Raw genomic sequence first — 12,975 nt, 5'->3', positions numbered from 1 at the left:
ATATGGTTTTTCGTACCAACAGGAATGCCGGCGCGTGCGCATGCCTCCTATAGTCAGGCCATTACCGGCTTGGAAAACTGGCGTGGTAACACCGAACATCGTATTGATCGTGGCCGACAACCTCGGCTGGGGGGAACTGGGCTGCTACGGCGGCGGCGCGCTGCGCGGCGCACCGACGCCCCGCATCGACGCGCTGGCGCGCGAGGGCCTGCTGCTGCAGAACTTCAACGTGGAAAGCGACTGCGTGCCGACGCGCTCGGCGCTGATGACGGGGCGCCACCCCATACGCACGGGCAGCCTGCAATCCGTGCCGCCGGGCCTGCCGCAGGGCCTGACCCGCTGGGAGATCACCCTGGCGCAGCTGCTGCGCGGCCAGGGCTATGCCACCGCCCATTTCGGCAAATGGCATCTCGGCGACATCGAAGGCCGCTATCCGTCCGACCGGGGCTTCGATCAGTGGTACGGCATCCCGCGCACCACCGACGAAAGCCAGTTCACCTCCACGCTGGGCTTCGATGCCTCGGTGGCGGATATTCCGTACATCATGGAAGGCAAGGCCGGCGAGCCCTCGCGCAACGTCGCGGTATACGACCTGGATTCCCGCCGCGGCATCGACGCGGAACTCGTGGCGCGTTCGCGCCGTTTCATGACGGAAAGCCACGCCCGGAAACAGCCCTTCTTCCTGTACCTGCCCCTGGTGCACCTGCATTTTCCCACCTTGCCACATCCGGACTTCGCGGGCCGTACCGGCGCGGGCGACTTCGCCGACTCGATGGCCGAGATGGACTACCGGGTGGGCCAGATCATCGACGCGGTGGAGGAGCTCGGCGCGGCACAGGACACCCTGCTGATCTTCTGCAGCGACAACGGTCCGGAATTCCGCGCCCCCTATCGCGGCACGGCCGGCCCCTGGCGCGGCACCTACCACACGGCGATGGAAGGCAGCTTGCGCGTGCCTTTCATCGCGCGGTGGCCAGGCAGGATCCAGCCCGGCCGCATCAGCAACGAGATCGTGCACGTCACCGACCTTTACGCCACGCTGGCCAGCGTAGCAGGAGCCGCCATCCCGACCGACCGGCCGATCGACGGCGTGGACCAGTTGCCATTCCTGCTCAACGATGCGCCCGACGCCAAGTCGGCCCGCGAAGGTTTCCTGTTCTACATCAAGCAGGAACTGCGCGCCGCCAAGTGGCGCGACTGGAAACTGCACTTCTACTGGGAGCCGGAAGTCAACGAGGGCAAGGGCAAGCTCGAGTCGCCCTATTTGTTCAACCTCACCCGCGACCCCAAGGAAGAGACCGACGTGCTGGTCTACAACACCTGGGTCCTGGGACCCATCCTGAAGATGGTCCGTGCCTTTAACGAGAGCGTGAAGGCCCATCCCAACGTGCCGCCAGGCAAGGAAGATTGAAGCGGCAACTCGACACCACCGCAGCACATACATGACGAGGGGAATCCGATGACCGAGACCATGCGGCGCCACGTGCTCCGTTCCATGCTCTGCGCCGCGGCGCTCAGCACCGGCATAAGCGCTGCCCACGCCCAGGACGAGGCGCCCTGGCCCAGCCGACCCATCACCTGGCTGGTGGGCTGGTCGCCCGGCGGCAGCGTCGACAGCGTCACGCGGGTCCTGGCCAAGCACCTGGGCGAACGCCTGGGACAGTCCGTGGTGGTGGAGAACCGTCCCGGCGCCTCCGGCGCCATTGCGCAGGCGCGTGCCGCCAGCGCCGCGCCCGACGGCTATACGCTGATCACCGTTCCCGGCCCGGTAGTGACCAGCAAGCCCATGCCCGCCGTCGGGGCTGAACTCACCGGGGTAAGCGAACTGGGGCGCGGCCCGATGGTCCTGGTCGGCACCCTCGCCAGGGACACGCCGCCCGACGTGCAGTCGCTGTTCCAGGCCATGAAACAGGCGCCGGACCGCTACGAATATGCCTCTTCCGGCAACGGCACCAGCCAGCACCTCACGGGCGAGCTCATCAAGCAACTCGCAGGCGTGAGCCCGGCGCACATTCCATACAAGGGCGGATCCCAGGCCGTCATGGACGTGATATCCGGGCAGGTCGCCCTGGGCGTGCTGGGCATCACCTCCGTGCTGCCGCACCTGCAGTCCGGCAAGTTGCGCGCCTATGCAGTAACGACGGAACAGCGCGCCGCTTCCCTGCCGGACACGCCCACGCTGGGCGAAACCGTGCTGCCGGGCTTCCAGGCCAGCCAGTGGTTCGTGGTGGCAGCGCCGCGGGGCGTCCCGGCGGACAGGCTGATGCGCCTGAATGCCCTGCTCGGCGAGATCCTGCTGCTGCCCGACGTCAAGACCGCATTCGAGACAGCGGGCGTGGAACCCAGCCACGCTACGCCGGAGGCCACCACCCGTTTCGTCACACAGGAACAGGCGCGCTGGCTTGAACTGGCCACACGCAATAAGCTGCCACTGAACTGAAGCGCGTGCCACGCAAGCCTCGCGCCGCAGCCGTTGCAGCGTTCAGCCGACGCTGTCCGCCCTGCACAGCAGGCCGCGCGCCAGTTCCAGCAGGGCCCGGGCGGCGCGCTCGGGCTCGGCATTGTTCTCGATGCGATGCAGCCGGCCCGGAGCGCCGGCATCGTCCAGAGGCAGCACCGCCGCGGCCAGCCGCTGCGCGATCTGCTCCGCGCTTTCGCGGCCGCGGCGCGCCAGCCGCGACGCCAGCACGGCCGGATCCACCACGATTTCCACCGCCGTCATGGCCGGGTACCGGGCTCTCGCCTGCGCGAGATGGCGGCGCGAGCCATTGACCACCACCACGGCGCCTGCTGCCATGTGCCGGTCGATCTCCACGCCGATGCCATAGTGCAGGCCGTGGCTGCGCCAATGCAGGGCGAAGCCGCCGGCCGCGGCGATGCGCGCGAAGTCTGCCTCGGAAACATGCACGCTGGCTTCGTCCGGCCCGGCGGGCCGGGTGATGCAGCGCTGCGCCACCCTGACGGGCTCGTCGTGCAGCCAGGACTGCAGCAGGCGCAGCAACGTATCCTTGCCGCTGCCGGACGCGCCCATCAGGTAGACGAGCCTGGCGCCGGCCTGCGTGGCCGGGTCCTGTGCGGCCGATACGGGGCCGCTCATGCAGGCTCGCCCGCATCGAGATACGGGGCGCCCACCGCATCGACGATGGATCCGTCGAAACCGTAGTGGCGCGCCACCACGAAAGGCGCGTCGGGCCCGGGCTGCACGTAGACGCTGATCTCGCGCACCGGCATGGGCTCGCGCTGCAGCGGCGCCGTCAGGGCCTGCAGGCGCGCGGCCGCGTCCTGCATGGCGGCCGCGTCGAGCCGGCCGGTAAGCGTGATATGGAACACGAACTGCTCGAACACATAGGGGTAGCCCCAGCGCAGCAGCATGGCTTCATGCTCCGGCGCGAGCGGGGTCTTGCGCCGCCGCGCCAGCTCTTCTTCGGTGGGTGGGGCGCGCCAGTCGTCCAGCGCACGCACCGCCTCGGCCGCCAGGGCCTGCATGGGCGCCTGGCTGGCGGCATCGCCGTCCAGGCGCCACGCCAGGAAGCCGCGCAGCGCCTGGCATTGCAGCCGCACGTCGAACGGCGCGAGGCGGCAGGCCAATGCGCGCACGGCCTGGTCCAGGCCGTGCGGCGTGGTGCCGGCGCGCAGCCGGAACGGCGGCTTCAGCGTGGCATGCAGGCCATAGAAGCGCGGCGCCTGCGTCCAGGCCTCATGGCGCGGATCGGCATCCTCCGGAAACGGCAGGGTCGCGCCTGTTTCGGCGCAGCGGCCCAGCCAGCGAGCCCCGGCGCTGCGCCAGGGCTCGGGCGGCGCCAGATAGAGCGCATAGCGGTACGCGTGCGGCATGGGTTCAGCCCGCCATCGCCGCGGCGGGCGCGTCCATCGTCTCGAATGCGCGGCTGGCATGGCACAGGCGGCCGCCCACGATCGCGGCGCAGACCCGGGCCAGGCCGGGCTGGCTGTCGTCGACCAGGATCAGGTCGGCGGCCATGCCAGGGGCCAGTTCGCCCCGGTCGGTCAGGCCGGCGGCGCGCGCCGGATTGCGCGACACCAGGTTCCAGGCAGCCGGCAGCGGCAGCACGCCGTCGTGCACCAGGCGCATGGCCGCGGCCAGCGGCGCGGGATAGTAGTAGTCGGAAGTGAGCACGTCGCACAAGCCGGCGCGGATCATCTCGGTGGCGTTGGGCGCGTGGGTGTGGCTGCGGCCGCGTACGACGTTGGGCGCGCCGAACACGATGGCATCGCCCAGTTCGCGCGCAACTTCTGCGGCCTCGCGCACCAGCGGGAATTCGGCTACGCGGCATTGCAGCTGGTGGTAGTAGCGCCGCGTGGAGGCGTCGGGATCGTCATGGGAGGCAATCTGCAGGCCGGCTTCGCGCGCGGTGGCGGTCAGCGCGCGCATGGCTTCTGCCACGCCGCCCGCCGCCTGCATGGCCTGGCGGATGCGCGCCTGGAACGTGTCGAGATCGCATTCGGCGCGCTCGGCGTACTGCAGCAGCTTGCGGTCGTCCCCGAGGCGCTTGACCATGCTGGGGAGGTGATCGTTGAGGGCCAGGAAGCGCACCAGCCCTTCGCGGATCCAGGATTGCGCGACCTCCACGCCATCGACGTTGTGGGTCTCGAAACGCAGGTGCACGTAATGGTGGGCGCCCAGCTCCGGCCGCATGCGCGCCAGCGTGTCGAACATGCGCCGCGCATACGACTCGCCGCGCAGCCCGCCTTCCCACGACAGGGTGACGCCATGGAACTCGGTGGTGATGCCGTTGGCAAGCAGTTGGCGGTCGACGTCGAGCAGCGCGCCTTCATACGGGAAGGTGACCCCGGGACGCGGCATCACGGCGCGCTCGAAGGCATCGCCGTGCAGGTCCACGATGCCGGGCAGCACCAGCAGGCCGGCCGCGTCGAGGCAGCCCGCGGCGGCAGGCGCGGCGGCCGCGATGCGCCCGTCCTGGAACGCCAGGGTGGCCGGCTGCAGGCCATCGGGAGTGAGTACGCGGGCGCCGGAAATGCCGGCCAGGGGTGCACGGGAGAGATTCGCGGATTGCATCGGCGGGTCCTGGATGGGTGAGGCTCAATGCTAGAGCGGCTTCATGACGGACAGATGTCTAGATGAATTTTGCCACGCCGGCCAGCCGGCGCGGCACGGCCTCAGGCCTCCTCGTCCGACACCACGAGCTGCACCCAGTCGCCGCCGAAGCGCGTGATGCTGTACTGCAGCGGCGCCTGGTCCTGGTCGACGTTGAGGGCTTCCACCTGCAGCACGGGGCGGGTCTTGGGCTGCCCCAGCAGCCGGGCGATCTCGGGATCGGGCAGCGCCGCGGTGATGCGCGACCACTTGCGGGTGTAGTCGGCGATGCCGTAGGCCGCGTAGGCCTTGGACACCGAGCGCAGCGCATCGAGCTTCTCGGGCAGGTCGGGAAAGCGCCGCGGATCGAAATAGTGCTCGGCCACGTTGAGCGTGCGCTCGCCGGACTTGCCGCGCGCCTGCACGCGCAGCACCTGCGCGCTGCGCGCGAGGCCCAGATGCCCCGCCGCCTCGGCATGGCGCAGCAGCTGCTTGCCCAGCAGTTCCAGGTGCGCCGGCAGGCCGTGGCGGCGCAGGTTCTCGGAGAAACGGGTGCGCTTGCCGATGGCGTAATCGATGGCATGTTCCTGCACGAACGTGCCGCGGCCCTGCTCGATGCGCACCAGGCCGCTCTGCTCGAGTTCGCTCATGGCGCGCCGGATGGTATGGCGGTTGACGCCGTAGCGGGCCGCCAGCTCGGGCTCGGGCGGCAGTTGCTCGCCTGGCGCGTATAGCTTCTTGCGGATGTCCGAAGCCAGCAGCTCGCCGATCTGCCGCCACACCGCAACCCCTGAACCTCGTTCGACCATGTTCTTTCACGTCCGTGTCGCAGCCGCCATTGTGCCATCGGGGCGTGCGCCGCGGCAGCCTGCGCGGGTGTCATCATAAATTCATGCGGGCGCGCTTGAATCGGATCCGGCATGCAAGCATACTAGCACCCAATACGTATAGACGTTTAGAGGAAAAATGGTCGACATCCCCTCCCCCAACCCGGACGCCGGTGCGCGCCGCGCCTGGATGCGCGTCCTGGCGCTGGCCGACCCTGCCGAACTCGACCGCGCCTATGCCGCGCTGGGCGAACTGCCTGCGCGGCAATGGCTGCGCAAGCCGGAAACCGGCATGGCCATGGTGCGCGCGCGCAGCGGCGGCACCGGCTCCCAGTTCAACCTCGGCGAGATCACCGTCACGCGCTGCGCCGTGACGCTCGACGGCGTGATGGGCGTGGCCTACGTCCGCGGCCGCGCGGCCCGCCACGCCGAACAGGCCGCCGTGGCCGACGCATTGCTGCAGCTGCCGCGCTGGCACGAGCGCGTGCAGGCCGGGCTGGTGGAACCGCTGGCCCAGGCCATTGCCGCCCGCCGCGAGGCCCGGGCGCGCCAGGCGGCGCAAACCAAGGTGGACTTTTTCACGCTGGTCCGAGGAGAAGACTGAATGCAAGCGCAAACCCTCCCGGCCCCGGGCGCCGTCCTGCTGCCGGGCTTCGACGATCCGGTGGCCGAGGCGCAGGCCGTGTTCCGCGCCACCCTGCATGCCATGTCCCATCCCGGCCGCGTGGTCGCGGTAGACGTGCGCAGTGGCGTGCCCCGCGGCCTCTCGCCCGCGATGACGGCGGTATTGCTCACGCTGGCCGACGGCGACGCGCCGCTGTGGCTGCCTTCCGGCGTGGCCGCCGATGTGGCCCGGTTCCTGCGCTTCCACACAGGCTGCCAGGTCGTCGAGCAACCCGACCAGGCGGCCTTCGCCGCGGTGCCCGCGGGTTTCGATTTCCCCGGCCTGCACGCCTGCCATGCGGGCGAGCCCGCCTACCCCGACCGCTCCGGCACGCTGGTCCTGGAGGTCGCCTCGCTGGACCAGGGCGTGCCCCTGCGGCTCACCGGCCCCGGTATCCGGGATGCGCACACGTTGCGCGTGGCCGGCCTGCCGGACGGCTTCCTCGCCCAGTGGCAGGCCAACCACCGGCGCTTTCCGTTGGGCGTCGATGTCCTGCTCACGTCCGGCACCCTGCTGTGCGGCCTGCCGCGAACCTGCCACATGGAGGCCTGAGACATGTATGTAGCCGTCAAGGGAGGCGAACGCGCCATCCTGAATTCGTATCGCGTGCTGGCCCAATATCGCCGTGGCGACCCGGCCGTACCGCAAATCACCCTGGCGCAGATCCGCGAGCAGATGCCGCTGGCCGTCTCGCGCGTGATGGCCGAAGGGGCGCTCTACGACCCGCACCTGGCCGCGCTGGCCCTCAAGCAGGCGGCCGGCGACGTGGTCGAGGCCGTGTTCCTGCTGCGCGCCTACCGCACCACGCTGTCGCGCCTGGGCTACACCGAGCCGGTGGACACCGCCCGCATGCAGCTGCAGCGCCGCATCTCCTCCACCTTCAAGGACCTGCCCGGCGGGCAGATGCTGGGCCCGACCTACGACTACACCCAGCGCCTGCTCGACTTCAGCCTGGAAGACGAAGCCGGCGCCGCGCAGCAGGCGCACGACGGCGCGCCCGGCAGCGATGCCGCCGATGCCGTCGATGCCGCGTCCCCGGACGAAGCCATGCCGCGCGTCACCGACCTGCTGCAGCACGACGCGCTGCTCGATAGCGACGAGCCGCCGCCCGGCGACCCGGCGCCCTACGACCTGACGCGCCAGCCGCTGTCGTTCCCGGCCTCGCGGCCGGCCCGCCTGCAGAACCTGGCCCGCGCAGACGAAGGGTTCCTGCTTTCCATGGGCTACTCCACCCAGCGCGGCTACGGCAACACTCACCCGTTCGCCGCCGAGATCCGCTACGGAACGCTGGAGGTCGAGATGGTGGTCGAAGAACTGGAGGCCCCGGTAGTCATCGGCGAGATCGAGCTCACCGAATGCCAGATGGTCAGCCAGTTCGCCGGCACCGCCCGGGAAGGGCCGAAGTTCACCCGGGGCTACGGCCTGGTGTTCGGCTACGGCGAGCGCAAGGCCATGTCCATGGCGCTGGTCGACCGCGCGCTGCGCGCCGCCGAGCTGGGCGAGGCAGCCGACTCGCCGGCCAACGACCACGAGTTCGTGCTCTACCACAGCGACAACGTCGAGGCCTCGGGCTTCGTGCAGCATCTGAAGCTGCCGCACTACGTCGATTTCCAGGCCAACCTGGAACTGCTGCGGCGCATGCGTGCGGCGCATCCCCAGGCTGCCGAGGCGCCCGCAACGCCCGCCGCCGACCGCAAGGAGGCCCTCGCGCCATGACCCCATCCCAGCATCCTGCCCGCGACACGCACTACAACTTCGGCTACCTCGACGAATCCACCAAGCGCATGCTGCGCCGGGCCCTGCTCAAGGCCGTGGCCCTCCCGGGGTACCAGGTGCCCTTCGGCAGCCGCGAAATGCCGCTGCCCTACGGCTGGGGCACGGGGGGCATCCAGGTCACGGCATCGATCATCGGCCAGGACGACGTGCTCAAGGTGATCGACCAGGGCTCCGACGACACCACCAACGCGATCAACATCCGGCGCTTCTTCGGCCGCGTCACCGGCGTGCGCACCACCGAGTCCACGCGGGAGGCCAGCATCATCCAGACGCGGCACCGCATCCCGGAGACGCCGCTGCGCGAAGGCCAGATCATGGTGTTCCAGGTGCCCATCTCCGAACCGCTGCGCTGGCTCGAGCCCAGCGAATCGGAAACGCGCACCATGCATGCGCTGGCCGAGTATGGCGCCATGCATGTGAAGCTGTACGAAGACATCGCGCGCCACGGGCACATCGCCACCACCTACGACTACCCGGTCATCGTCAACGGCCGCTACATGATGCGCCCCTCGCCCATTCCCAAGTTCGACAACCCCAAGCTCGATGCCAGCCCCGCCCTGATGCTGTTCGGCGCCGGCCGCGAAAAGCGCGTATACGCCGTGCCGCCCTACACCCGCGTGGCGAGCCTCGATTTCGAAGACCACCCATTCGAGGTGCAGCGCTGGTCCGAGTGCTGCGATCTCTGCGGTTCCAACGAAAGTTTCCTCGACGAGATCATCCTCGACGATCGCGGCACGCGCCGCTATGTCTGTTCCGACACCGAGTACTGCTCGGGCCGCCAGGCGGAGCAGGCCCGTGCCGGCTCAGGAGCGCAGGCATGACGCGCCCCCTGCTTTCGGTACGCAGCCTCACCCGCACCTGGGACGGCATCCACGGCTGCCGCGACGTCAGCTTCGACCTGCACCCCGGTGAAGTCCTGTGCGTGGTCGGCGAATCCGGCTCGGGCAAGAGCACCCTGCTGCAGGCGCTGTCGTGGCAGGCGGAACCCGAATCGGGCAGCGTCTGGTACGACGTGGAGCGCGCCGGCCTGGTGGACCTCGCCACGCTGAGCAGCGCCGAACGGCGCCTGCTGGCCCGCACCGACTGGGGCTTCGTGCGCCAGCATGCGCGCGACGGCCTGCGCATGCAGGTCAGCGCCGGGGCCAACATCGCCGAGCGGCTCATGGCCGTCGGCCAGCGCCACTACGGCGCGCTGCGGGACGCCGCCTCGGGCTGGCTGTCGCGCATGGAGATCGACACCGCGCGCCTGGACGACGCCCCGGCCGCGTTCTCCGGCGGCATGCAGCAGCGCCTGCAGATCGCCCGCAACCTGGTCACGCATCCGCGCCTGGTGCTGATGGACGAGCCCACCGCGTCGCTCGACGTCTCCGTGCAGGCGCGCCTGCTGGACCTGCTGCGCCAGCTCGTCACCGACCTGCGGCTGGCCGCGATCATCGTCACCCACGACCTGGCCGTGGCCCGGCTGCTCGCCCAGCGCACGCTGGTCATGCGCGGCGGCACCGTCGTCGAGAGCGGCCTGACCGACCAGATCCTCGACGATCCGCAGCATCCCTACACCCAGCTGCTGGTCTCATCCATTCTTCAGAGCTGAACAATGAGCACACCGGACCCCATGATAGAAGTGCGCGGGCTGAGCAAGCACTTCACGCTGCACAACCAGGGCGGCATCCACCTGCCGGTGCTGCGCGCCGTCAGCTTCCAGGCCGCCGCCGGAGACTGCCTGGTGCTGGCCGGCCCCTCGGGCGCAGGCAAGAGCACGCTGCTGCGCTGCCTCTATGGCAACTACCTGGCCAGCGCTGGCAGCATCCGCGTCCGCGGCAGCGATGGCGGCTGGACCGACCTCACGCAGGCCAGCGAGCAGCAGGTGCTGGCGCTGCGCCGCCACACCATTGCCTATGTGAGCCAGTTCCTGCGCACCATCCCGCGCGTGTCCACGCTGGACGTGGTGGCGGATCCGCTGCGCCAGGCCGGCGTGCCGGCCGCCGAGGCGCGCGAGCGCGCCGGCGCCATGCTGGCGCGGCTCAACGTACCCGAACGCCTGTGGCCGCTGGCGCCCGCCACCTTCTCCGGAGGCGAGCAGCAGCGCGTCAACATCGCGCGCGGTTTCATCGGCGGCCATCCCATACTGCTGCTGGACGAGCCCACCGCCTCGCTCGATGCCAGCAACCGCGCCGTGGTGGTCGGGCTGATCCAGGAGGCGCGCGCCGCCGGCCGCTGCCTGGTGGGCATCTTCCACGACGAAGCCGTGCGCGATGCCGTCGCCACCCGCCTCCTGCCGCTGCACGCAGCCCTGCCCGAACCGGCCGCCCTGATGGAATGACGCCCATGCCTGCCACCTACATCACCCACGCCCGCATCGTCCTGCCCGACTGTGTGCTCGAAGACGCCGCCCTGCTGATGGAGGACGGCCGCATCGCCGCCATCGACCCCGGCGGCATGCCGCACAATGCCCATGTCGTCGATCTGTCGGGCCAGACGCTGCTTCCGGGCCTGATCGACCTGCACTGCGACGCCATCGAGAAAGAGGCCGAACCGCGAGCCCGCGTGCAGTTCCCGCTGGACTTCGCCGTGGCCCAGGTCGACCGGCGCAACGCCTCGGCCGGCATCACCACCCCGTACCACGCGCTGTCCTTCGCCAACAACGAATGGGGCGTGCGCAACAACCTCACCGCCGCACAGGTGGTGCGCATGGTGCGCGCCTTCCGCGGCCAGGGGCTGGTCGACAACCGCGTGCATTGCCGCTACGAAATCACCGACCCGCACGCGCTCGAGGTCCTGCGCGAACTGCTGGACGAAGGCGCGGTGGACCTGCTGTCGGTCATGGATCATTCTCCGGGGCAGGGCCAGTTCAAGACGCTGGAAGCCTACCTGCAGTACATGATGGGCAACCACGGCATGGACCGCGCCCAGGCCGAGGCCGCGGCGCTGGCCAAGCAGCGCGCCAGCCACGACGCCGCCGGCCGGGTGGAGCAATTGCTCGCCCACGCGCAGAAGGCCGGCGTGCCCACCGCCAGCCACGACGACGACACCGTGCAGCGCGTGGCCACCATGCGCAACCTGGGCGTCACCCTCAGCGAGTTCCCCATCACCCTGGACACGGCCAAGGCGGCCGTGTCGTGCGGACTGACGACCATACTCGGCGCGCCCAATGTGCTGCGCGGCGGCAGCCAGAGCGGCTCGATGCGCGCCATCGACGCCATACGCGCCGGCGTCGCCACCTGCCTGTGCTCGGACTACCAGCCCTCCACGTTGATCGCGGCGGTATATGCGGTGGTCGAGCAAAGCGAATTGTCGCTGTCGCAGGCGGCGGCGCTGGTCACGGCCAATCCCGCCCACGCCTGCGCCCTGACGGACCGCGGCCGCATCGCCCCCGGCCTGCGCGCCGACCTCATCGCCGTCACCCAGGTCGGCCAGCTCCCGCTGGTCACCCACACCTGGTCTGCCGGCAGGCTGGTGTTCTCCGCCCAATACCCCGTCACCGCCCAAGCCGCCTGAACCCGAAGTCGGTGTCAGACACCAGCTTTCACTCCCGACTGAAACTCGGTGTCTGACACCAGCGTTCACTCCCGACTGAAACCTGGTGTCTGACACCCATGTTCGGCGGTGGCAGCCGGGATTGTTCCGTATTGGCGCACTGCGGCAAATGTGCCACACTCCGGCGATTCCGCTCTGGGTCGCAGGCTGTCCCGGCCTGCACGTCACTCCCGATACTGCCATGTACCGCCCTGTCGAAGCGTCGCTGCCGTTCCGCTCCCCCGGCCCTGCGCCGGCGGCTGCGGGGCACGATGGGTGGCGGGCGCAGTTGCGGCTGGGGTTTGCGCGGCGCGATGCCCGCACTGTTCTGGTGCACCGCCAGCACCACGGTCCGCTCACGGTGCAGAAGCCGCTCTACCCCGAGGGCCCGGGCGTCTGCCATGCGGTCATCGTGCATCCCCCGGGCGGCCTGGCCGCCGGCGATGCGCTGGACATCGACGTGCAGGTGCAGGCCGGCGCGCATGCGCTGCTCACCACGCCCGGCGCCACCAAGTGGTACAAGGGCGCGGCGCACAGGCCGGCCTCGCAGCGCATCGCCATTGCGCTGGACGAGGGCGCGCGTCTCGACTGGCTCCCCCAGGACAACATCTATTTCGACGACAGCCATGCCCTGCAGCAGCTCACGCTGCACCTGGCATCCGGGGCCACCGCCATGGGCTGGGATGCCGCCTTGCTGGGCCGGCGCGCCGGCGGCGAACAATGGCTGCGGGCCTGCCTGCGCAGCCTCACCCGGCTGGTGGGGCCCGACGGCCGCCCGCTGTGGGAAGAACGCCAGGTGCTGCGCAGCGGCGATCCCCTCCTGCATGCGCCGCAGGGGCTGGACGGCCGGCCGGCCTACGGCACGTTCTGGTGCGTGGGCGAGGCCTGTACGCCGGAGCTGGCCCAATCGCTGGCGCCCGCGCTGCCCGGCGACGACTCCCTGCGCGCCGGAGCCACTGCGCTGCCCGGCGGCGTGCTGCTGATACGAGGCGTGGCGCGCCAGCCCGAGGCGCTGCGCGCGCTGTTCGCCCGTCTCTGGCTGCAGCTGCGGCCACTGGTCCACGGCGTGGCAGGGCGCCCGCTGCGGCTATGGTCCACCTGAGCCCTGCCGCCACGTGACGCCCCCGATTCTCCCTATGGTC

At 70.1% G+C, this 12,975-nt stretch carries 14 protein-coding genes; 10 read left to right on the top strand and 4 right to left on the bottom strand.

Translation table 11 applies throughout. The annotated features are described in order from the left end of the window. Positions 1 to 82 precede the first annotated feature (82 nt). The gene (locus ACYBYQ_RS08370; RefSeq protein WP_459618286.1) at positions 83 to 1,411 is read left to right on the top strand and encodes an arylsulfatase; all 1,329 of its coding nucleotides are present in this window, start codon (positions 83 to 85) and stop codon (positions 1,409 to 1,411) included. Between the two features lie 48 nt (positions 1,412 to 1,459). After that, positions 1,460 to 2,440: a Bug family tripartite tricarboxylate transporter substrate binding protein gene (locus ACYBYQ_RS08365; RefSeq protein ID WP_459618285.1), complete on the top strand. Its 981-nt coding sequence runs from the start codon at positions 1,460 to 1,462 to the stop codon at positions 2,438 to 2,440. A gap of 42 nt (positions 2,441 to 2,482) precedes the next feature. Here ACYBYQ_RS08365 and phnN read toward each other — a convergent pair whose 3' ends face one another. The 4 genes from phnN to phnF all read right to left on the bottom strand — a co-directional run bounded on the left by phnN (position 2,483) and on the right by phnF (position 5,862). Continuing rightward, entirely contained in the window at positions 2,483 to 3,097 is a 615-nt protein-coding gene (gene phnN / locus ACYBYQ_RS08360) for a phosphonate metabolism protein/1,5-bisphosphokinase (PRPP-forming) PhnN (RefSeq protein WP_459618284.1), read from the bottom strand. Then, a complete protein-coding gene (locus tag ACYBYQ_RS08355) occupies positions 3,094 to 3,834 on the bottom strand; it encodes a DUF1045 domain-containing protein (protein WP_459618283.1) in 741 nt (246 codons plus the stop codon). Before ACYBYQ_RS08355 ends, phnN begins: the two co-directional genes overlap by 4 nt. A gap of 4 nt (positions 3,835 to 3,838) precedes the next feature. After that, complete coding sequence (locus ACYBYQ_RS08350) at positions 3,839 to 5,035, bottom strand: alpha-D-ribose 1-methylphosphonate 5-triphosphate diphosphatase (RefSeq protein ID WP_459618282.1); 1,197 nt, start codon at positions 5,033 to 5,035, stop codon at positions 3,839 to 3,841. 101 nt (positions 5,036 to 5,136) lie between these two features. Continuing rightward, positions 5,137 to 5,862 (bottom strand): phosphonate metabolism transcriptional regulator PhnF, encoded by a 726-nt coding sequence (phnF, locus tag ACYBYQ_RS08345; RefSeq protein WP_459618281.1) that lies wholly within the window; start codon positions 5,860 to 5,862, stop codon positions 5,137 to 5,139. 157 nt (positions 5,863 to 6,019) lie between these two features. Here phnF and phnG point away from each other — a divergent pair, with 157 nt between their 5' ends. The 8 genes from phnG to ACYBYQ_RS08305 all read left to right on the top strand — a co-directional run bounded on the left by phnG (position 6,020) and on the right by ACYBYQ_RS08305 (position 12,935). Next, entirely contained in the window at positions 6,020 to 6,484 is a 465-nt protein-coding gene (gene phnG / locus ACYBYQ_RS08340) for a phosphonate C-P lyase system protein PhnG (RefSeq protein ID WP_459618280.1), read from the top strand. Next, entirely contained in the window at positions 6,485 to 7,096 is a 612-nt protein-coding gene (gene phnH, locus ACYBYQ_RS08335; protein ID WP_459618279.1) for a phosphonate C-P lyase system protein PhnH, read from the top strand. Between the two features lie 3 nt (positions 7,097 to 7,099). Further along, positions 7,100 to 8,260, top strand: a complete 1,161-nt coding sequence (locus ACYBYQ_RS08330; protein ID WP_459618278.1) for a carbon-phosphorus lyase complex subunit — start codon at positions 7,100 to 7,102, stop codon at positions 8,258 to 8,260. Beyond that, complete coding sequence (locus ACYBYQ_RS08325) at positions 8,257 to 9,141, top strand: alpha-D-ribose 1-methylphosphonate 5-phosphate C-P-lyase PhnJ (RefSeq protein WP_459618277.1); 885 nt, start codon at positions 8,257 to 8,259, stop codon at positions 9,139 to 9,141. Before ACYBYQ_RS08330 ends, ACYBYQ_RS08325 begins: the two co-directional genes overlap by 4 nt. Then, positions 9,138 to 9,911: a phosphonate C-P lyase system protein PhnK gene (gene phnK, locus ACYBYQ_RS08320; RefSeq protein WP_459618276.1), complete on the top strand. Its 774-nt coding sequence runs from the start codon at positions 9,138 to 9,140 to the stop codon at positions 9,909 to 9,911. Before ACYBYQ_RS08325 ends, phnK begins: the two co-directional genes overlap by 4 nt. A 3-nt stretch (positions 9,912 to 9,914) precedes the next feature. Continuing rightward, positions 9,915 to 10,640, top strand: coding sequence for a phosphonate C-P lyase system protein PhnL (phnL, locus tag ACYBYQ_RS08315; RefSeq protein ID WP_459618275.1), 726 nt, complete (start codon positions 9,915 to 9,917; stop codon positions 10,638 to 10,640). Between the two features lie 5 nt (positions 10,641 to 10,645). Next, the gene (locus ACYBYQ_RS08310) at positions 10,646 to 11,815 is read left to right on the top strand and encodes an alpha-D-ribose 1-methylphosphonate 5-triphosphate diphosphatase (protein ID WP_459618274.1); all 1,170 of its coding nucleotides are present in this window, start codon (positions 10,646 to 10,648) and stop codon (positions 11,813 to 11,815) included. A 220-nt stretch (positions 11,816 to 12,035) separates the two neighbouring features. Beyond that, positions 12,036 to 12,935 carry an urease accessory protein UreD gene (locus ACYBYQ_RS08305; protein WP_459618273.1) on the top strand — a complete coding sequence of 300 codons (900 nt, stop codon included), beginning with the start codon at positions 12,036 to 12,038 and terminating at the stop codon, positions 12,933 to 12,935. Positions 12,936 to 12,975 lie beyond the last annotated feature (40 nt).

This window comes from Bordetella sp. 2513F2 (assembly GCF_054642735.1).
Note: the sequence above shows the minus strand (reverse complement) of the source record. Positions and strands in the feature narration are given on the sequence as shown.

Excerpts from the sequence above, each read along its gene's own strand:
- ACYBYQ_RS08365 (WP_459618285.1), top strand. The coding sequence starts at position 1,460 with ATGACCGAGACCATGCGGCGCCACGTGCTCCGTTCCATGCTCTGCGCC.
- phnN (WP_459618284.1), bottom strand. The coding sequence starts at position 3,097 with ATGAGCGGCCCCGTATCGGCCGCACAGGACCCGGCCACGCAGGCCGGC.
- ACYBYQ_RS08355 (WP_459618283.1), bottom strand. The coding sequence starts at position 3,834 with ATGCCGCACGCGTACCGCTATGCGCTCTATCTGGCGCCGCCCGAGCCC.
- ACYBYQ_RS08350 (WP_459618282.1), bottom strand. The coding sequence starts at position 5,035 with ATGCAATCCGCGAATCTCTCCCGTGCACCCCTGGCCGGCATTTCCGGC.
- phnF (WP_459618281.1), bottom strand. The coding sequence starts at position 5,862 with ATGGTCGAACGAGGTTCAGGGGTTGCGGTGTGGCGGCAGATCGGCGAG.
- phnG (WP_459618280.1), top strand. The coding sequence starts at position 6,020 with ATGGTCGACATCCCCTCCCCCAACCCGGACGCCGGTGCGCGCCGCGCC.
- phnH (WP_459618279.1), top strand. The coding sequence starts at position 6,485 with ATGCAAGCGCAAACCCTCCCGGCCCCGGGCGCCGTCCTGCTGCCGGGC.
- ACYBYQ_RS08330 (WP_459618278.1), top strand. The coding sequence starts at position 7,100 with ATGTATGTAGCCGTCAAGGGAGGCGAACGCGCCATCCTGAATTCGTAT.
- ACYBYQ_RS08325 (WP_459618277.1), top strand. The coding sequence starts at position 8,257 with ATGACCCCATCCCAGCATCCTGCCCGCGACACGCACTACAACTTCGGC.
- phnK (WP_459618276.1), top strand. The coding sequence starts at position 9,138 with ATGACGCGCCCCCTGCTTTCGGTACGCAGCCTCACCCGCACCTGGGAC.
- phnL (WP_459618275.1), top strand. The coding sequence starts at position 9,915 with ATGAGCACACCGGACCCCATGATAGAAGTGCGCGGGCTGAGCAAGCAC.
- ACYBYQ_RS08310 (WP_459618274.1), top strand. The coding sequence starts at position 10,646 with ATGCCTGCCACCTACATCACCCACGCCCGCATCGTCCTGCCCGACTGT.
- ACYBYQ_RS08305 (WP_459618273.1), top strand. The coding sequence starts at position 12,036 with ATGTACCGCCCTGTCGAAGCGTCGCTGCCGTTCCGCTCCCCCGGCCCT.